The organism is Skermanella mucosa (assembly GCF_016765655.2).
GTDB classification, from domain to species: Bacteria; Pseudomonadota; Alphaproteobacteria; order Azospirillales; family Azospirillaceae; genus Skermanella; species Skermanella mucosa.
Genome location: NZ_CP086106.1, coordinates 140,764 through 159,702, shown reverse-complemented (window position 1 = coordinate 159,702; position 18,939 = coordinate 140,764). Strand labels below are relative to the sequence as shown.

13 protein-coding genes and 2 pseudogenes are annotated in these 18,939 nt (G+C 61.5%); 10 read left to right on the top strand and 5 right to left on the bottom strand.

Annotated features, from left to right (window positions below):
• Window positions 1-236 precede the first annotated feature (236 nt).
• On the bottom strand, window positions 237-1,028 hold the full coding sequence (locus JL100_RS00695) for a hypothetical protein (RefSeq protein ID WP_202684899.1): 792 nt from the start codon (window positions 1,026-1,028) through the stop codon (window positions 237-239).
• 292 nt (window positions 1,029-1,320) lie between these two features.
• Between JL100_RS00695 and JL100_RS00690 the strand changes: the two genes are divergently transcribed.
• Window positions 1,321-2,442 (top strand): ComEC/Rec2 family competence protein, encoded by a 1,122-nt coding sequence (locus JL100_RS00690; RefSeq protein WP_202684898.1) that lies wholly within the window; start codon window positions 1,321-1,323, stop codon window positions 2,440-2,442.
• Entirely contained in the window at window positions 2,435-4,837 is a 2,403-nt protein-coding gene (locus JL100_RS00685) for a Mov34/MPN/PAD-1 family protein (protein ID WP_202684897.1), read from the top strand. The genes JL100_RS00690 and JL100_RS00685 overlap by 8 nt, the downstream gene beginning before the upstream one ends.
• 118 nt (window positions 4,838-4,955) lie before the next feature.
• Here JL100_RS00685 and JL100_RS00680 read toward each other — a convergent pair.
• Window positions 4,956-5,835: pseudogene (locus JL100_RS00680) on the bottom strand (ISL3 family transposase); the annotation flags it as partial.
• Window positions 5,836-5,943: 108 nt separating this feature from the next.
• Between JL100_RS00680 and JL100_RS00675 the strand changes: the two are divergent.
• From JL100_RS00675 to JL100_RS00645, 7 genes and pseudogenes are all read left to right on the top strand, one after another.
• A pseudogene (locus tag JL100_RS00675) lies at window positions 5,944-6,129 on the top strand (IS5/IS1182 family transposase); the annotation flags it as partial.
• A 425-nt stretch (window positions 6,130-6,554) separates the two neighbouring features.
• On the top strand, window positions 6,555-8,033 hold the full coding sequence (locus JL100_RS00670) for a calcium-binding protein (RefSeq protein WP_202684896.1): 1,479 nt from the start codon (window positions 6,555-6,557) through the stop codon (window positions 8,031-8,033).
• A 1,818-nt stretch (window positions 8,034-9,851) separates the two neighbouring features.
• Window positions 9,852-10,097 (top strand): hypothetical protein, encoded by a 246-nt coding sequence (locus tag JL100_RS00665; RefSeq protein ID WP_202684895.1) that lies wholly within the window; start codon window positions 9,852-9,854, stop codon window positions 10,095-10,097.
• A gap of 289 nt (window positions 10,098-10,386) precedes the next feature.
• Complete coding sequence (locus JL100_RS00660; RefSeq protein ID WP_202684894.1) at window positions 10,387-11,217, top strand: Spy/CpxP family protein refolding chaperone; 831 nt, start codon at window positions 10,387-10,389, stop codon at window positions 11,215-11,217.
• A 62-nt stretch (window positions 11,218-11,279) separates the two neighbouring features.
• A complete protein-coding gene (locus JL100_RS00655) occupies window positions 11,280-13,142 on the top strand; it encodes a 2Fe-2S iron-sulfur cluster-binding protein (protein ID WP_202684893.1) in 1,863 nt (620 codons plus the stop codon).
• Window positions 13,143-13,165: 23 nt separating this feature from the next.
• On the top strand, window positions 13,166-13,852 hold the full coding sequence (locus JL100_RS00650; RefSeq protein WP_202684892.1) for a hypothetical protein: 687 nt from the start codon (window positions 13,166-13,168) through the stop codon (window positions 13,850-13,852).
• A complete protein-coding gene (locus JL100_RS00645; RefSeq protein WP_202684891.1) occupies window positions 13,849-14,682 on the top strand; it encodes a multiheme c-type cytochrome in 834 nt (277 codons plus the stop codon). The genes JL100_RS00650 and JL100_RS00645 overlap by 4 nt, the downstream gene beginning before the upstream one ends.
• Window positions 14,683-14,952: 270 nt before the next feature.
• Here JL100_RS00645 and JL100_RS00640 read toward each other — a convergent pair whose 3' ends face one another.
• Window positions 14,953-15,153 (bottom strand): heavy-metal-associated domain-containing protein, encoded by a 201-nt coding sequence (locus tag JL100_RS00640; protein WP_228421458.1) that lies wholly within the window; start codon window positions 15,151-15,153, stop codon window positions 14,953-14,955.
• An 824-nt stretch (window positions 15,154-15,977) separates the two neighbouring features.
• Between JL100_RS00640 and JL100_RS00635 the strand changes: the two genes are divergently transcribed.
• Entirely contained in the window at window positions 15,978-17,507 is a 1,530-nt protein-coding gene (locus JL100_RS00635) for a multicopper oxidase domain-containing protein (protein WP_202684890.1), read from the top strand.
• Between the two features lie 151 nt (window positions 17,508-17,658).
• On the opposite strand, the gene JL100_RS00630 is transcribed toward JL100_RS00635, so the two are convergent.
• Both JL100_RS00630 and JL100_RS00625 read right to left on the bottom strand, forming a co-directional pair.
• The gene (locus JL100_RS00630) at window positions 17,659-18,552 is read right to left on the bottom strand and encodes an IS3 family transposase (protein ID WP_202684889.1); all 894 of its coding nucleotides are present in this window, start codon (window positions 18,550-18,552) and stop codon (window positions 17,659-17,661) included.
• The gene (locus JL100_RS00625; RefSeq protein WP_202684888.1) at window positions 18,549-18,920 is read right to left on the bottom strand and encodes a hypothetical protein; all 372 of its coding nucleotides are present in this window, start codon (window positions 18,918-18,920) and stop codon (window positions 18,549-18,551) included. Before JL100_RS00625 ends, JL100_RS00630 begins: the two co-directional genes overlap by 4 nt.
• Window positions 18,921-18,939: the final 19 nt, after the last annotated feature.

Here is an 18,939-nt window from a genome sequence, read left to right as displayed (position 1 = left end):
CAGCAGCTCAACCCGGGTTTTCGGGTTCAGAGCCTCGAAGGAGCGGCGGTCCATCCCGGAAAGATCAACAGGTCCCTTACGCGTCATACCGCCCATAGAATCAGAACCGGCCGGGCAACGCCATCCTCATATCGCCAAGCCAGTTCCTCGTGCTACACCATCAAAACAGGGGAGGTAATCGGGTACCAGCAGTGGAATGGTGGAGCCGGCCCCTACCGCTGGAGAGCCAGGTATGGTCATGCTCGGGTGGTGCTTGCCTTCGGCTTTGCCCTGCGTTTCGGCGCGTCAGCCATCAGTGTCTCAGTTGAGATAATGAGCTGTCGTCCATACGTATAGGACGCCTCGAGCAGACCCCTCCACGTCACCGCAAACAGCAGATAGGCGGCATGGATCAGGGCCACCACCAGAACGATGAGCACCCTTGTGGTGAAGTTATCGTTGGGGTCGAGGGGCCAGCGTTTCCACAGCAACCATGCGCAGGTCACCGTCACGATCAAGTTAAGGATCGCTGCAGGCCACTTCAATCCAAGCATATTTCGTCGAAAGCCGTACGACACATTCTCGTCAAACAGTAGCTTGAACTTCTTCGTGTCACGCGTGTTTTCGCGCAGCCAGGTGCATGCTGCATCGTAGAACTCGTCCGCGGCGGCCTGATTGCCCTCCTCCTCCTCCGCCGACGGAGCCGGTCGCCCGAGCTTGGCAGCGAGGAAGGCACGGTAGCGGTCTTTTGTCACCTCGTCGAATGTCGGGTCATTGCGCCGGAGCCATTTCACGGAACGCACGCCTCCCTGCCTTTCCCAAACCTTTGGTTCCAGCCGCTTTCCTTGCTGCCGCGCCACATCGGAGGCGGCGTACAGGATCAGCAGAATGCCGAAGGCCGCGATCGAGTTCGACACTGAGATACCGCTCCATGAGACCAGCAGCGCCATTGCCGCGAGCGCCGGGGCCACCGCGATGATGGCAGGATAGATCCGGGCGTTGCGGCTGTAGGCGTCGAAGCCCCTTAGCGAAACCTGGGGTATGGCCATCACACTCACCGTTCGTGTTCTCCGTTGTCGGTCGCGCCGAAGTCTGCCTGGGACAGACCGCAGGCCGATGACCACTTCAAGGCGCGTGGCCTATCTGGACCCTTGCGCCGGCTGAGGGCAAGGGCGACTGATCTTCGATAGATTGTGTCATAGAATGTTCACGGCATACAAGCTGTTGATTGCCCGCCAATGTTGCGTGTATGTTCCGCCAGCGGTGAAGGTCCAATCAGAGGGCGTTCCGCCACCCGCAAATTCAGTGACGCTGTCCCCGCAAAAGGAGTTTGGAGAGACCATGACCGTAAACAAGCTGAGCTTCTTCGCATCGGGGAATGGCGACAGCGTGCTGCTCAAGGCGGGCGGCACGACGATCATGACTGACATCCACTACTGCCAGGGCCATGCGGATCCCGACGACGATTCGAAACCGGACTTCACCCCGCAGATCCGCGATGCCTGCACGGACGACTGCCTCGACCTGTTCGTGTTGACCCACCCCGACAAGGATCACGTGCGGGGCGCCGGCGACGTCTTCTACCTCGGCCCGCCCGAGGACTGGGTCAGCGATCCCGACGAGGGGGATCCCTTAATTCTGATCAAGGAGATCTGGTGCAGCCCCTATGCGGCCAACGGCGCCTATGACGAGGACGAATCGAAGCTGATCCTGGGCGAGATCAGGCGGCGCAAGGAGCTGCAGAGTACCCCGGCCGCCGATAAGGATGGCAACAGGCTCGTGGTCCGGAGCGTGGACGACGCTGTCGTGTCGGGTCGCTTCGGGAACGCGGAATGGAGGGTTCTCGCCCCCACCCAGGCGGAAGCGCACATCCCAGAACCCAAGAAAGGCGAGCTGCGGGAGAGCTGCAACCCCACGAGCCTCGGGATCCGCTGGACCGTGACCGTGAACGGAGGGAAGAACCACATCCTGCTGCTCGGCGATGCAACGGTCGCAGTCCTCGAGCGGATCCATGATAAGATCCTGCTCAAGGACCCGGCGGCCCTGGACTGGCACGTCCTGCTGGCGGTGCATCACTGCTCGCGGCGGTCCCTAGGCTGGGTGGTGAATCCCGGCAAAGACGAGGAGTTCATTGAATCCAAGAAAGCGCTGAAGGTCCTCGGTCGGCAGCTCGGCTCCGGTTACGTCGTCTCGTCCAGCCGCCGGTTCGGCCGGGACGTCACGCCGCCCAGCAGCCACGCCAGGAACAGGTACTACAAGATCCTGGCGGAAACCGACGATCTGACCAAGGTGATGCAGGCCGACCGGGACCGCTTCCTGGTGACCGGCTCTAACGGCGACGGCAAGCCCGAGCACGTTATCTTCGACCTTACGGCGAGTGGTCCGTCGCGCCGCAAGCAGGCCAAGCCGCTCGCCGCGCCCGCGGTGGCCTCGTCCGTGGGAGGCGGCGGCAGCTATGGGTGAGAACTGGTCCCGGCTCGGCACAGTGGCTTGGTCGCCGGCCTTGCGCGGCGAAGTCGCCGCTATCGCCCGTGCGGACGGCGTGATTGCGGAGAGCATATCAGTCTGGCGGTTCGACGGAGCGGGGGAGGCCTCTCCCGGCCGGCTGCACGTCCGATTCGACATGGCGGCGCCCGGGCTGACGGCCCCCGTGCTCCGCCTGAACGACCCTGAACCGATCGCTCTGGCTTGGAAAGACGCGGGAGACATCGGGCTGCACGCGCCGGTCGTTTTCGCGCTGCGGGCCGACTTTCCTCGGGATCTGTCGCACATCAATCCGGGTCCGACCGACTGGCCCGCGAGCCTCTGCCTGTCCCGCGCGGGTCTCGACCATATCTACCTGCGCTTCGGAATCGGCGGGATCATCGAGACCTTACGGCGCTGGTTGCTCGATGCTGCGGCGGGATCGCTCGACACGACCGAATGGCACCCAATCCCGCTCGGCCAAAGCGCCCTAGGCGACGACGCCGTAGGAATCTTGGCGGATCCCGCCTTCTTCCAGGAGACGGCTGACAGGGGCGATGCCCAAGGCTTCGCGACCGGCATAGCGCGCCAACTGGCGCCGCGGCTTGTCCGGTTGTTCTCCGAGGTTTATGACCCGACCGGACGCGGCGGGAGAGGCGGCTCCCCGCTGGCGGAGGCGTGCCAGGCGCAGGTCACTGAGACGCGGCGACGGCAGGCCAACTTCGAGCACTTCCCATGGATTTTGATTTGGGGAGAAACGGACCAGCCTGTTTTCGCCGATCCGGTGTCCATGCAGGAGGTCATCCGGCAGCTCGAGGAGGTCGGGGTTACAGGGACGCTGCAGCACGCCTTCGCGACCGTCGATGCCGGGGGCGCCACCGGGCGCCGCTTCGCGAGCATGGACAAGGCCGCGATCCTCGTGGTCGCCCTGCGCAGGACGAGGCCGCTGCTGAAGGACATCCACGGCCTCTCGCTAGATCCAGAGGCGCGGCGGTATGAACTGGCGGCCTTTATGATCAGGGCGGGTACGGAGCGCCGTCTTGTCGATCCGGACAACCGGGTCGTGAGGGCCATGCCTCTGCCGTTGCCGGACCCGTCCCTGTTCCAGAGCATCTCCGGCACGCCACCCATGTGCGGCCTCGGGCTCGTCGGCGTGGGGAGCCTCGGCAGCGCCCTCGAGGAACTGCTCCTGCGCGCCGGCCTTGATCGCCTCGTCCCGATCGACGACGATCACATCGAATCGCACAATCTCGCCCGCCATGCCGGCCGCAACGGCGACCTCGGTAGGGCGAAGGCCGAATGGGGCCGGCAACTCGCCTCGGAGCTTGGCCCGTGCCTGCCAATGAGCGCGTCGGATCCAGGACGCCGCAGGGTCGCTTTCCACGTGCAGGAAGCCCACATGAACGTCCTGACCGCGCCGGACGATCGTCTCCGGGAGGTACTGGCGCCGACGCAGGCGGTCCTCGATGCGACGGCCGATCCCAGGGTGCGCAACCGACTCTGCGCCGTTGACCACGGTCGGCGCCTTCTTCGGGCTGAGATCTTCGATAGCGGTCGATTGGGAGTGCTGTCGATCGGAGCTCCTGGTGGAAACCCGGACCCCTTCGATCTCTATCAGGTGCTCGTCTCCCTCGTGATCCACGACGATGTCGTCCGCGAGTGGCTTCGGCGCGAGCGTGGGGGAGCCGCCGGCCTCAAGGAGATGGTGCTTGGGTTCGGTTGCGCTTCCGCGACCATGCGGCTCCCCAAGTTCGCAATCGACCAGCACGCGACCGCATTCATGCCGTCGTTGATTGATGTTCTGCGTGAGGACGATCCAATGGTCGCAAGCGGCCTCGGCCTTAATCCCCTCGATGATAAGTTGCGTCCTATGGGCTGGCGCTGGTTCGAGGTACCAAAGTTCGTCCATTTCACCGTACCAGAGGGCTGGTCCGTACGGATCTCGCCGGCAGCCCTCGAGGATCTTCGACGCATGCGCGCGGACAGGCTGCCGGACGAAACGGGCGGCTACCTGTTCGGGGGTTGGGACCGGATCGTTCGCCGCGTCACCGTCGTTTCGGCGACGCCCGCGCCTGCCGGCACGCGCGGCACGCCACGCGACCTCGACCTGCCAAGCGTCGACCGATGCCCGAAAGCCGCAGCTTTACTGCGTCGGAGCGCCGGACGGCTGCACCTCATAGGGACTTGGCACAGCCATCCGGACGGCTGCGCGCTCCCGTCGCCGACGGATTTGCTGACAATCTCAGCCATGGCGTTGGTGAACGTGACCCAGGGCATGCCAACGCTGATGCTGATCCAGTCCAATGCCCCTTTGCCGGTTCCGGTGTTCTCGGCGGAATACTTCGCGGAAGGGAAGATCGAGCTGGTAAAAAGTGAAATAGCCAGAACAGCATAATATCCCATAATAAAGGTTTCTCCGATGGCGTGAAGCGGCAGGGAAAGGGGAGGCCGTCTACCGCGGTCCAGGCCGGTGCTGCGGGAGACCGCGCCCTATGGCCAGCCGCGGGCGTGCAGTGCTGCGCCGCCCGCTTGTCCAGTTGACGCTGGTGGCTGCGGGTCAGCGGCCGGGGTTCCGGCGGAGTGCTGGGAACCGGAACCGCGGTCACCGCCGTGGCTGCCTTGGCCGCGGCGCGAATGGCCCGGTGGTGCCGGTCGAGAATGCCGGCTAGGGCGTCGCCGAGATTGCGCAGAAGATGCCAGCGGTCAGCCACCAGGACCGCATCCGGGGCACCGGTCCGGGCACCGTCGGCATAGGCGCCGGCCCGGTCGCGGGCGACGATCTCCACGCCGGGGTGCGCCTTCAGCCAGGCGCGGCGACGGTCTCCGCGTCGCGATCGGGCAGCAGGTCGACGGGGCGGCTGCGCTCCAGATCGACGATGAGGGTGCCGTAGCGCCGGCCGCGCCGCCAGGCCCAGTCATCGATGCCGACGATGCGCGGGATCGGTGCCACCGGGAGGGGAGCCGCCCGGATCAGGCGAAGCAGGGTGTCGCCGCTGACCGGCATGGCGAGCCGGTTCGCCAGGCGGGCGCCCGACTCGCCTCCGGCATGCAGGGCGATGCGGCGTTGCGCCTTGGCGAGGCGGACGGTCCGCCGAACCCTCGGCAAGTTTACCTCCGGCAGGCGCTCGGCGAAGATCCGGCGCGGGCACCTGGGGGCGGAGCAGCGAAAGCGACGGACCTGGAGACTGAGCTCGCGATCCTCCCCGGCCAGGGGAGATCCCCTAGACAGCGAGTGTAGCGGCTGTGGACGCGACGCGAGCGGCGCCGGCACAAGGGACAGGACGCTGTGGCGGCGCGAGCGCGAACAGCAACGACGACGACGCGATCCGGGTGGACGACGACCCGCTCGACCGCGAGACCGGCGGGCAGCAGGGAAAGCAACGAACTGAACACGGAGAAGACGACAATCGCGGAGATAAAGCGTTTCTACTCATATGATTATTCTCACCCTGCGGCGCACTCACCCTGCACCGGGAATGCGGATGGACCCTTTTGTGTCCTCTGCAGGTGACCGGCATCTGTTCCCCGCCTTCGGCCTACCGACACTTTCATGAGTGGACCGGCGCCGGGGTGTTCGAGGGATTTTGGCGCGAGGGGCTGTTGGCCTACCATGGCTTGGCCGGAATCGACTGGAGTTGGATGGTGGTGGATGGGGCGATGACCAAAGCGCCACTGGGTGGGAAAAAGCTCAGTTTGGAATCGATGAACCCGCGAAGCTGCTGACGCTCCGAAGCTCCACGATGGTTTGCGCTAATTTATATGTTTCAGATTATTTTTTAATATTACAAATTGTAACATTAGTACTGGTCCTAGGAACCAAAGCTTGGGGGGCCGAGTTCACTCTACCGGCTCCACGGGATCACTGGAGAGAAATCATGTACAGCGGATAAGCTGCATAGACCTCTATCTACGCAGGGTACTGAGCTTCAGGCGTAAATAAGAACATGTTTGTAAGCAGTCACATGGAGTTGAAGACTGGCAAGTAAGTCATGCTCCTTGAGGTCGGTATTAGGTCAGCCATGATAGCAGTGTATGGCAGACACTTGCGCTGGCAGGGCAACAACAGTATCCAATCAACTTCATGTACGGAAACGTCACGAGGGGAAGCACGCATGGGAACCGAGGCAAGTCACATTGGCAAGGACAGTATGCACCAAGTCAAAACCCGTCTCACGGTTGACGACATCAGCCTCTATATTGGAACCGGGGGAAAAAACAAGTACACAGGTTCTGATAACATGGATGTAGTATTTGGCCGGAGTGGCAGCGATCGCCTTTCTGGTGGGACCATGGCCGATGATCTGTTAGGTGGCCGTGGAAACGATCGCCTGACGGGGAAGGGTGGCATGGACCATCTTGATGGTGGTGCCGGCAACGACCGCCTCAAGGGAGGTCCTGAGGCCGACAGCCTGCGCGGCGGTACTGGCAACGACCATCTTCAAGAGGGATCCGGACACGGCGACCTTGAGGGTGGAGCGGGAGACGATGTTCTCGCAGGTGGGCCGGGTGGTGATGCTTTCGTAATCTCTCCGGACAGTGGTCACGATATCATCAAGGACTTTGCAGCCGGGCCAGGCATGCTCGATCACTTGGCGTTGCGGGCCATAGAACCTGAAGAACTTCGGTTTAAGGACACGAAGGACGGTGTGCTGATCAGCTGGAACGAGGGCGAGAGTTCGGTCTTGCTGCAGGGTCTCGTGAAAGCCGATCTTGCTCAGGACGACTTCATGTTCGCCGACGACCGCAAAGTCATTACCCCAACCGATGCGGATGCCAATCAGGTCACGGCTACTGAGTTCATCAAGAATGAGGGTAACCAAGCGGAACCCCCGCAACCAGGCGGCGCGGATAAAGCCAGGAAAGCCTTCGATTTTGACGGGTTTACGGTGAAAATCGGTAGTGACACTGCAGACACGCTCAAAGGCACCTCCGATCGCGATTATTTTATCGGCAGAGCAGGCGATGACCTTCTCTTCGGCGAAGGCGGGAATGATGATTTGTGGAGTGGCAAAGGAAACGACGTGCTCAGCGGCGGTGATGGACAGGATGATCTGAAGGGCGAGGACGGCAACGACGAGATCCATGGTGGCATGATGGCTGACAGCCTCATGGGTGCCGATGGTAACGATGCGCTATATGCTGGTGCTGGCCACGACATGCTCGAAGGTGGCATGGGCAGCGATAACCTTGATGGAGGAGATGGTGCCGATGCTTTCATCGTAGCACCTGACAGCGGCAACGATGTAGTGATTGGCGGCTTCGACGCAGGTCCGGGTGCTTTCGACCACATTGCCTTCCGCGATATCCTGCCGGATGAGGTGATTGTGGCGGACACGGCCCGCAATGGTGACAACGGCGTGCTGGTTAGTTGGAACACTGACACCGATTCAGAAGTCGAAGGATCAATCTTCCTTGCTGGTCTTGCTAGAAACCAGATGGCGCAGGATGATTTCATGTTCAACGCCGACGATGGGCTCCGTGGCCGTTTCGAGAACGATCCAGCGATAACCGTTTCAGGTTCGGAGTACATCTTCCAGAATGATGAGGCAGCTTCGTCAAATCCGGCTTCTGACTACTTATTCGTAGCCTGATAAAGGTGCTAGGCGGGCTGGGCTATCCCAGCCCGCTCATTCAATAATTTGTCAAACCGGGCATATTGCCCCATGGTACACGGCACGTCTCATCGGGGTGTGAGGGTTCCATGGCAAAGTGCTGTGTTTTATCTCATTACGAAGAACCTGCTGGCCTGGATGGGCGACCTGTACATTACAGGAGCAGCCTCGTTGTTGACTTCCAAATGGGCAAACAGGGCGACCCGACGCTCGGTCCCTTCTACGGCGGCAAACCACCGCTGTCGTGCTGACAACGCATTCTTTCGATACGCGACAGGCACGACGAGGGACTTGGAGACGATAATAGCGCGTCGCCGAAGAGCTGGTGTCCAATACCGCTGCTGGGCGTTACGTTCCAAGGCAATAGTGTCTCGCCCTTTCCTTGGTAGTGGCCGCCGACTGCCAGCACCAGCGGGTAGACGACATCCTTGTCGGAGCAAAACAGGCGCACTTTCCAGCGCGCGAGGCGATCGAACAGCGCCGGACGGTTCGTTCGCCGCGGTCGCCGCACTCCCAGCCAACCAGCTGCCCGGTCGTGCGGTCACAGGCCTTCCAGATCCGAACTTTGTTGTCCTACGCTGCAGGAAGTGTCACATCTCATCGAGTTCGATCACGACCGGGTCGGCCGGCGGCAGCTTGGCGCACAGTACTGATCGATATAGCCGCACACTTATTAGCAAAAGCGCCGATGACGCCGTGGTACCGAGCAGGTGAGCGACGGCGTTGAACGACAGACCGTAGCCATTCATACGAGCTGACGGCGGCGCGTCGGATCGGTTCGGGCGGCGACTGCCGCATCGGGGATAGCGAGCAAGAATGAGAGCCATCAAGGCACATAACGTTGAATTTCTTTAGAATGTATGGAGTTGTTTATTGGTCCATTGAACACTCTGCAATGGAGTCTTGATTTTGACGTCCATAACGCACATTTTGTTACGATAAATAACAGTTCGTAACGAAAATAGGTTTATATCAGGATTACCAAGTTTTGCTGTCTGCCAATGGCGGCCGAACACTTTGGTACGATGGAAGTTCCGCTAAATGAATCTGGAACACTGACGTATTCCAAAGACTTAGTACCGGAACTTCCAAGTCTCTGTGAGGTGTAGATATGAAAAATGTAAGTATGTTACTCCTGGCTTCGATGATCGTTGGAAGCTGGAGCGTCACCACTGCCTCTGCTCAGTCGTTCACGGATGCTGATCTTGCGCGAAGTGTCAGCGTTGTTGAAAGAGCATCGAACTCATCCGCAAGGGCGGAGGCGAATTTCTGGCTCGATGAATCCCGCGCCGCCATCAAGGATGACAAACAAGCCCTAGCGCGGATCTACGCGGAACGGGCAGAAAAGATTGCAAGCGGCGAATCTGCAAGGCGGATTCGATAATCTGGGATCATGACGGACGCGGAAATAAGTGCTGCGGTTCGCTGGAAGGCATAGGACGCGATGCTATGCTGACGGTCGGGGCTAGAAAATCACTTATTTCCGCGCTCCATGTTGATCAGTGCGAGATGGCGCCATCGCTGAACGTTGTGTTCAGGTTGCAACTGCGGTACGGCTTTGGATTTCGAGGCCTTGAAGCGAAAGTGGAGGGTGGTTGTAGAAAGTGGGCGTGAGGCGAACCACTCGCGATAGAGCCACATTTGACAGGGTCTGAAGCAGATATGCCAGCCTTTGTATCAGGATTCTGCTCGCTTGTTACAAATTGTTGCAGAACACCTTCCGATCGGCTTTCTGTCTAGCGGCACCGCCAACGACTATCGTAAACTACGACCACAAAATTTTTGTGGGAATGTGTCATGCGGCTGCTTCTGATTTCCTCTGCTCTCCTCATCGGCCTAGCTTCGCCAGTGCTGGCAAACCAATGCCCGCGCCAGCTCGCAGCGCTCGACGAGAAGTCAAAGCAGCACGGTTCGATGCTGACGCCCCAACAGCAGACCCAGGTCAAGGAGTTGCGGGCGCAAGCGCTGACTGCTCACAATGCTGGGCGACATGATGAAGCTTTGCAGAACGTGCAGGAAGCTCTCGAGGTCATAGGCATGTAGTGCATCTCGTTCTGCATCGGAAGAGCGCTAAGTCGGAGGAACCAGAACCTGATCTGTCGGACAGCTCCAGAACCGGTTTTATCCAGACCTTGATCAGCAGGCATTCTTCCGGTTTTACAGCCGGCTGAGCTGTGTGTTCGACGCACGGCAATACGCGCCGCCGAGCTATGAACCCTCGATACCGATAATAAGAAGTGCAATGAAGCCAAAATGAACGCTTTCTGAGTGTTCCGCACGACGTTATCACTCAGTGCGCTGCCCTCGGAGCTGCCACAGGAAGGGCCCCCTTATGCCAAAGCAAAACTCGATCTTCGTCACCGCTGCAGTCACGGCGCTCATGCCTCTGCTGACGTTGAACGCAATGGCAGAGGAGCCTGGGTTGTCCATCCAGCTCGCCATGATGGACATGATGCCCATGGGCAATGCCACAGCGCAGCAGCCGGCACCGAGCAGCGCAATGCCCGGCATGATGGGCATGATGCCTATGGAAGGCGATGATGCAATGCAAATGCAGCAGCCGGCGCAGGGTGGCGCAATGCCCAGCATGCCCGGTATGCCGGCCACTCAGCCACCGGCAGCCGGCGGTAGCAGTGGCAGCGGAATGCTTGGCCAAAGCCAGATGCCGATGGGCCAGATGCCGCAGCAGCCGATGACCATGTGTTCCATGATGCAGAACATGATGCGCATGGGCGCTGCGCAACAGGCGATGCCGACAATGCAGAATGGCGCCAGCAGCGGTGCCACGATGGACATGGGCACGGGTGCCATGGCCGACAGTGCGCAGCCTATGGGCAGCTCCGCCGCGCGGCTTGAGGGACGCATCGCATTTCTCCGCACTGAACTTCATATTACCGACGCTCAAGTGCCCGCCTGGGATTCTTTCGCCAATACCCTCCGCGCCGGGCGCGATCACCTCGACGCTGCCCGTGCCGCGCTGCAGGACGGTGCCACGGCCACCGATCCCATGGCCCGGTTGGAATCCTATGAGAACCACCTGAAAGCTCGCACCGAGGCCATCCACATGACGCGGATGGCCTTCAACACACTCTTCGGTCAGCTTGACGACGCGCAAAAACGCATGGCAACCACCACCATGCTGCCGTTCATCGGATCATTCTGAACGAGGGCGTCGTGCGGCGAAGAGTTTTAAGGCGTCAGGCTGCGGCCGCGGCACTGGTTGGCATGGCGCTGATCGGATCTGCGCTCGCGCAGACCGATCCCGGCGATCACAGCGCGCACCATCCTGGGTCAGTTGCACCGACGCAGCCGACCCCGGGAGCGACGGCACCGGCCAACCCTGGCACGGGCGTGACACCCATGCCGGGCGTCCAACCGGGCGCGGGGTGCGGCGGCATGATGGGCTGCATGGGTAGTGGGCCGCGGCCGTTCTACACGACCCTCCTGGACATGCCCGCGCTTACGCCGGAAGCACGCCGGTTCATCGAGACCGAGGCGGAGCGGCGCCTCGGCTGGGGGGCGCAGGCGATCGCCGCGGGTCAAGTGCGGCTGGAACACGCTTTGGCGGCGAGCAACCCGATGGCGGTGGAGCAGGCGGCAGCCGTGGTCCGCCAGGGCCTGCTGCAGATCGAGAGCGGGACGGCGGCGCTGCGTGCGGTTGAGGCGGGAACGCCACCGCGGCAGTTCGCTCTCGCCTGGTTCAGGGACCAGCTTGGCGTGGAGGCGGCCGAGGCGGCGCCGATGGCGATGGGCGGCAGCCCCTGGGGTCTCTCCTGGTACCATCTCTCGACGATGGGGTTCCTGGTGGCCTTTCTGGCCGGCACCCTGTTGATCCAGTACGCCCGGATGCGGCGGATCGGCGGATTGGTCAAGCGCCTGATGCCGTCCCCCAGCGCCGCACCGGATTCGGTAACCGTCTCCGGAGTGCCTCCCGGCCTTGGACCGGCGACGTTGGCTTCCGTCAACGCCGCCGCCCTTCCTGGCAGAATGCCAGCCCCGGCCGCCACAAAGCATCCCTGGTCAGGCGTCCTGCGGGTTGCAGCGATCTTCACCGAAACCCACAACGTCAAGACATTCCGGCTCATAGAGCCGGAGGGCGGAGACTTCCCGTTCACCTTCCTGCCGGGCCAGTTCCTCACATTCTCCGCCGAAATCGATGGCAAGCCCGTGCGGCGCTCCTACACGATCGCTTCGTCGCCCGCTCAGCACAGCTACGTCGAGATCGCCGTCAAGCGTGAGGAGCAAGGCACCGAATCCCGCTACCTCCATGACCAGGTGTCGATCGGGGATTTGCTCCAGGTTTTCGGACCCTCGGGCGTCTTCACCTTCACGGGCGAGGAGGCCGGCAGCATCGTCCTGATTGGCGGGGGCATCGGCATCACGCCCATGATGTGCGTGATCCGCTACCTGACCGACCGCGCCTTCCCAGGCGACATTTTCTTCCTCTATGGCGCACGCACGGTAGAAGACTTCGTTTTCCGTGAGGAACTCGAATACCTCCAGAAGCGGCACCTGAACCTGCATGTCGCGGCGACGATGATGAGCGCCTCGGAAACGACATGGCAGGGAGCATGGGGCCCAATCTCGAAGGAGTTCATTGCGCATGCCGTGCCGGAGATCGCCCGTCGCCGGGTCCATGTCTGCGGCCCGCCAGCTATGATGGAGGCTGTCAAGGCAGAGCTTCTGGAACTTGGCGTCGCCAGGGACAAAATTAAGACGGAGGCCTTTGGTCCGGCTCAGGGTCGGGTACCTGCCGCTGCGCCACCGCAAGCTGCGGCAGCGAGCGCCCCGTCTCCAAGCCTCGATACCGGCAGGCCACCTTCTGCCACTGCCCAGGTCGAGTTCACACTCTCGGGTAAGACGGCGCCGCTGACGCCCGACCAGACCGTCCTGGACGCAGCCGAGTCGATCGGGGTGGACATCGATTATTCCTGCCGAGTTGGCACCTGCGGCACATGTGCCGTTCCGCTCAAGGCGGGCACGGTGACCATGGAGGTCGAGGAGGGCCTGCCCCCGGAGGAAAAGGCTCGGGGCATCATCCTGGCCTGCCAGGCGAAGTCTCTCGGCAGCCTCGTGGTCGAGGCCTGAACATAGGCGGAAAGGAACGGAACATGGGCGGGAAGGAGCGACTCGCGGTCGGGACGTTGCTGACCATGGTTGCGCTGTTCGTGCCGGGCTTCCTGTTGCACGCGGCACCGCGCTTTCCAGGCAGCTTGGTTGGCAGCATACTCGGCATATCCAGTGCCTTGATGTTCGTACTGCTGCTGGCCTATTCGCTGGCCAGGCGCGTTCCATGGCTGAAGCGGCGCGCTTCGCTGCGCGCGATTCTCTCTTTTCACGTCTACGCAGGCGCGGTCGGTGCGGCGCTCGGCATCCTCCACACGGGCCACCAGTACCAAAGCTTGCTTGGGATTGTCCTGGTCATGTCCATGCTGCTCGTCGTGCTGAGCGGCTTCGTCGGCCGCTATTACCTGGCCGAAATCGGCACCGACATCCGGGAACAAAGACAGGAGCTTGGAGTGCTCCGAACCCGCTACGACCTGATCGCCTCAGGCATCGCCACCGCGCTGCAGGGCGGTGCTCCTCCGGCCGCCGCGACAGCGGCGCTCGGCGTACCCATCCCGGCCCTAGTCGCCGGCATTGCCGACCTGGAATACGCGATTAGCCGGAGAGAAGCACTGAAGCGAGCCCTCGCCCGGTGGGTCGTGCTACACGTCGTCGCAGCCATCGTGCTGTACCCGCTGCTGGCGTTGCACGTCTGGAGCGGCATCTACTACGGCCTCAGGTGGTTGCCATGAAGTTCACCACCTTAGCCTACGCGGCGTTGGGAGTGATCGGCATGGCGGCGGCCATCGCCGTGCCGGTGGCGCTTTACCGCTCTGGCTCTGCAGCGGTCCCGCTCTGGACCGAAACGGTGAACCCGGGACCACTTTCAGCTGTGCACGACTTCCTTGGCGCGCAATGCGAAGCCTGCCACACACCGACCCGCGGAGTGGAAGCGCTGTCCTGCCTCACCTGCCACGCCACCGCCGCGCCGGAGTTGCTGACGAAAACTTCCACCACCTTCCACGCCAACATCGGCGAGTGCGCCGGCTGCCATGTCGAGCACCAGGGCCGCGACCGTCGCCCGGTCAACATGGACCACGCGGCGTTGGCCACCGTGGGGCATGCCAGGGCTGCCGAGGGTGGGGAAAACAGTGTCCAAGAGGACGAGGCGGGTGTCCACCACACCCTGGCGCAGTTGCGGGCCTTGCTCGCCGGCAGCGGGTCGGACCTCATCGGCGGTTCCCTGGCCTCGCGGTCATTGCCGGCCGGTACGGGGCCCACGCTCGATTGCGCCGCCTGCCACGCCAGCCGCGATCCGCACCAGGCGCTGTTCGGCCGTGACTGCCAGAGCTGCCACACCGTCCAGACCTGGACGATCGCCACCTTCCAGCACCCCTCGCCGCGTTCGCAGGACTGCGCGCAATGCCACCAAGCGCCGCCCAGCCATTACATGATGCATTTCGAGATGATGGACCGCACCATCGCCGGGCAGGCCAACGCGCGGGTCGAGCAGTGCTTCCTGTGCCACCAGACCGACGCCTGGAACAACATCCGCGGCGTCGGCTGGCGCGACATGCATTAATCCTGTGGGCCGCACCGTGGGGATGTTCCAATCAGTGGCGGACGCAGGGCAGCGGAGCGGTGGGTGTGGCACCGGATCGCAGCTAGAGCGGTTTTTGATCAGGTTGAACCAGTCCATACAGCCTGCCGTTCCACTCGTCGCGATGCGTCGGGCCATGGTCCAACCTACGGATTGATGCAGAGCGGCGGTGATGCGGGCCGGGTTAACCTGATCGGGCACAGCTCTAGACTATCGTTGGCAAGAGAGAGGCTGTGAGTGCGCAACTACGCTTCAAACCATTTCTCGCTGGTCCTCGTCACGCCGCATGGTAGACGTCATACCCGGCGTGCTCAATGGCTTGCCGGATTGTCGCCTCGTCTGCGCTCTCTTCGACCGCGACCTCCCCGGTCTTCGGGCCACAACAGCACGTTCCACTGCGGGCATCGCCTCGACGGCCTTGGTGACGGTTTGGGCGCAGTGGCCGCAGGTCATGCCCTCGACTCTGAACTCCAGCATTCTTGCCTTCCGGTTAACGGACGAACCCAGTTTCGACCTTCCAATGATGGGAAGGATTAGCCCTTTTTAAGGGCTGGTCATGTTTTAGATGTCGGCATTCCTGCCGATGGGACAGCGACAAAAAGGTTCAGCATTAGTTTCCATCAGTAGCATTCCAAACCCTAGCATTCGGGTAGGTCCGCCCATATCGATCTTCCAACGGCGTCCATGAAATCTCTTGACATTCCAATAGCCGGAAGGCCGGACCTGAGTTTCATCGGCCGGGTGATACTACCGGGCCAAATTTCGCCTTGTGTCAATCAGCGTTGAAAGCTGGGCTCCCCCAAGTTTGCACGCTGAATAATGGCCATCTTCCTCGGGGCGCATGATGCCTTAGCAAAGCGGTCCGCAAAGCCCCGGCACAGATGTCCGGTATTCTGTATAGAACGCCACCATCCTCACAGCTAAGACGCTTACTCACTGCTTGCCTAATTTATGTTTATCAAAGTTTTTTCGGAGCCGGCGGTCATCGACCAAATATATAAAGATACATATCTAAAGAGACTATAAACTTCTCGTTGCTTAGGCACTTATAATCTGTAGCTCCTTCGATGCGGTAATATGGCACAATGAAAAGGAGGAATATGAAAAGAAGCTGTGCACTGTGACCTCAATCCGGTCAGATCCAGTAAAGCGCTACCTGCTAACCGCCATGAAAAACCCTTTCTAGTGACTCGCAACAGGAATCTGAATGCTAGAGATATGCAGGTTTAACTTTACGTCTGCTTAAACCTTAACTGGCACCATTTGGGAGAATGCAAATGTCAAGAGTATATAAGGTTACAGCTATTGAGATGCCCATCTACTTTAACAAAGAAGGCGATCACGATCACAATGGCTTGATCTATGCTCTTAATAGAAACGTTCCACTTCTGAAATACATTCGTGCATTGGCTAACCAGAATTCTAGCGACGATTATCGGGTCTACTCCAAGGCGGCGCAAACCGTCGCAAACCGGCTCGCAATGCCGCTCCCCGAAACCGCAGCACAAGCTAGGCAGCCACACCCTCTGGTGCGACCACTGGTATTGCGTGCAAACGTGAACGAGACCGTAGAAGTTCAGCTTCAAAACGAGATCAAAGGGCGTTGCGTTGGCTTACACTTGGTCGGCGGTGGCTACAACGTTGATACCCATGGCCATGCTTCCGCATCCGATGGCTCGCAGGTCGGCAACAACAAACCAAGCCTCGCTCATCCTGGCGACCACTACCACTACAAGTGGGTTTGTAAACACGAGGGCGTTTTCCCCTTCCACGACGGCGGCAACTATTCGGGAGGCGAGGATGGCACTAACGTTCACGGCCTCTTTGGCGCCCTCATTGTAGAGCCGAAGGACGTTATCTGGCGCGATCCCGTCACCGGACGGAAATCCACAGAGGATGATGGAGAGATGGATGGGCTTTACCTGGACGTCATTCCTCAGGGGATACAGCAGGAGAATCCTATCCCGGTGCCGGATACGCTCGACGGATATGATTTCCCCGATCCCTGCGATTATGCTGACTTTGATGTCAAAGCCCATCGCGAGTTTGTCATATTTTTCCATGATGAGCCCGAATTCGTGCCACCCCACGGCGACGTCGAACCTGATCCATGCGAAGCCCATCGCCGGGACCAGGGGCAGCAGGGCGGGGATGGCAGCGGAGATGTAGGCCACGGCTCCCATGGCGAAATCCTGCCGATCATGCCCATTTCATACCGCGCCGAACCGATGGTGAATCGCGAGCATTTGCTGTGGCGCTGGATGAAAGCGGGCCTCGTGCTCGACCGGCCCGTACTCAATGAGGAACAGCACCATAGCTCATGGATGTTCGGCGATCCTGCGACACCGATACTCAAGGCTTATATTGGCGATCCAGTCCGCATCCGCCTGATCCATGGCGGCACCAAGGAGACGCATGTCTTCCATCTCCACCTCTACGAATGGCATGCCGTGCCGCAGGATCCCAACTCGCCGCGGATTGATGCGATCTCAATCAGTCCCCAGACCGGCCATACCATTGAACCAGTCTGGGGCGCGGGCAACCGCCACCAGGTCGCAGGTGACGTCATTTGGCACTGCCACCTCTATCCCCACTTCCACGAGGGCATGTGGGGCATGTTTCGCACGTTCGAGACACTTCAGGAAGGCAAGCCCGGTGCATTGCTCGACAGCAACGACCCAGTCTATCGTGGCAGACGGATTGGCCATTATCCCGACGGGACACCTATAGATGTACCGCCCCTAATAACTTGGACACCGGAGAAGGGTTACGGTGTAGTTGGTTTGGGTTGTGGGCTTCCGACCTGAGGGGATGATGCCACCGTGCTCGGCCCGGTCAAGCACAAGCCGCTGTCGCGGGGGCCTGCGGCCCTGCTTGAGCGGCCCTGCGCGCGGCGGCCTGCCGAGTGGCAGGTCGGGACGGCGGGATGGTCAGCGCTCGATCGAACATCGGGATGGATCATGCGGCGCGGCTTTCCTGCTGGAGGTGTCGGGTCCGGTAGTCGAGCGGACTGAGATAGCCCAGCCGCTCCAGCCGCCAGGCGGCATTATAGCGGGCGACGAAGTCGCTGACCGCCGCCCGGACCTCGGCGGCGGTGCGGAAGGTTCGGCCCCAGATCGCCTGCTCCTTGAGCGTTCGGAAGAACCGTTCGATAACGCCATTGCATTGCGGCTGGTGCGGAAAGGCGTAGCTCAGCGTTATGCCCCAGTGGCTGATCTGGCGAGAGAAGTGGTGGGACGTATACTGCGGCCCGTTGTCCAGGCGCAGCGACACGCCGCGGGCGGCATCGGCCGCGATCCCGCCGAACCGGGATGTTACCGCCTGGCTGATCGGCTCGAGTGCCGAGAAGCGGGAGCCGTCGGTCGAAACATGATGCCCGACGACCTCGGAGTTGAAGTGGTCGATGGCGGCGAATACCCAGACCCGGCCCTCCTCGGATGTCTGCACCAGGGTGGCGTCGGTGCCCCACAGGACGTCCGGGGCCTCGGTCAGGATGGTGCCGTCATGGTCGTTGGCCGGGCGCGGCGGCCGCCGGAACGGCGAGAGCAGCTGATTGTCGCGCATCAGGCGTAGCACGCGGTTGCGGCCAACCGGCAGGCCCAGACCGTAATGCAGGCGTGCCCAGACCTTGCGGTGGCCCTCGCCGGAAAACGGCGAGGCGGCGAGATCTGCCCGGATGGCGGCGAGCAGGCTGGCGTCGTCGACCGGCGGCTTAGGTCCGCGTGGCCTAGCAGGAGCGGCGTCGGCCGGGCGGCTTGCCCGGTAAAAGGTCGAGCGCGGCACAGCCCAGATGCGGCAGATCCGCTGCACGCCATAGGGCCGCTGAGTTGAAGGCGAGATCGCTGCGCTCATCTGCGCGACCTCGCCCGGGGAAAAGGGGTTCCAGCCTCCAAGCGCCCGATCTTGGCGCGCAGCAACTCGACCTCCATGCTCAACTCGCCGACCCGCTTGTGGGCGGCGTCGAGACCGGCCTGGAGAGGATCATCGTCGCTACGCTCCTTCAGGCCGGCATCCAGTGCCGCCAGCGCCTTGTCACGCCAGCGCTCCAGCCGGTAGACCTCGACGCCGATCTCGCGCGAGACCGCGTCGAGCGACTCACCGCGCAGAAATCGCAGGACGATCTCTCGTTTCCGGGCAGCGCTCCAGCGCTGAATGACCTTCGGCTCGGCCTTTTCGCCAGAGTCCGTCGGCAGCTTCGGGTTGTTCTTCGGATTGTCCATCAATTCTTCCATATGGATA

What these genes read in the sequence shown, in the direction of transcription:
- JL100_RS00695 (WP_202684899.1), bottom strand. Translation starts at nt 1,028, where the DNA reads ATGGCCATACCCCAGGTTTCGCTAAGGGGCTTCGACGCCTACAGCCGC.
- JL100_RS00690 (WP_202684898.1), top strand. Translation starts at nt 1,321, where the DNA reads ATGACCGTAAACAAGCTGAGCTTCTTCGCATCGGGGAATGGCGACAGC.
- JL100_RS00685 (WP_202684897.1), top strand. Translation starts at nt 2,435, where the DNA reads ATGGGTGAGAACTGGTCCCGGCTCGGCACAGTGGCTTGGTCGCCGGCC.
- JL100_RS00670 (WP_202684896.1), top strand. Translation starts at nt 6,555, where the DNA reads ATGGGAACCGAGGCAAGTCACATTGGCAAGGACAGTATGCACCAAGTC.
- JL100_RS00665 (WP_202684895.1), top strand. Translation starts at nt 9,852, where the DNA reads ATGCGGCTGCTTCTGATTTCCTCTGCTCTCCTCATCGGCCTAGCTTCG.
- JL100_RS00660 (WP_202684894.1), top strand. Translation starts at nt 10,387, where the DNA reads ATGCCAAAGCAAAACTCGATCTTCGTCACCGCTGCAGTCACGGCGCTC.
- JL100_RS00655 (WP_202684893.1), top strand. Translation starts at nt 11,280, where the DNA reads ATGGCGCTGATCGGATCTGCGCTCGCGCAGACCGATCCCGGCGATCAC.
- JL100_RS00650 (WP_202684892.1), top strand. Translation starts at nt 13,166, where the DNA reads ATGGGCGGGAAGGAGCGACTCGCGGTCGGGACGTTGCTGACCATGGTT.
- JL100_RS00645 (WP_202684891.1), top strand. Translation starts at nt 13,849, where the DNA reads ATGAAGTTCACCACCTTAGCCTACGCGGCGTTGGGAGTGATCGGCATG.
- JL100_RS00640 (WP_228421458.1), bottom strand. Translation starts at nt 15,153, where the DNA reads ATGACCTGCGGCCACTGCGCCCAAACCGTCACCAAGGCCGTCGAGGCG.
- JL100_RS00635 (WP_202684890.1), top strand. Translation starts at nt 15,978, where the DNA reads ATGTCAAGAGTATATAAGGTTACAGCTATTGAGATGCCCATCTACTTT.
- JL100_RS00630 (WP_202684889.1), bottom strand. Translation starts at nt 18,552, where the DNA reads ATGAGCGCAGCGATCTCGCCTTCAACTCAGCGGCCCTATGGCGTGCAG.
- JL100_RS00625 (WP_202684888.1), bottom strand. Translation starts at nt 18,920, where the DNA reads ATGGACAATCCGAAGAACAACCCGAAGCTGCCGACGGACTCTGGCGAA.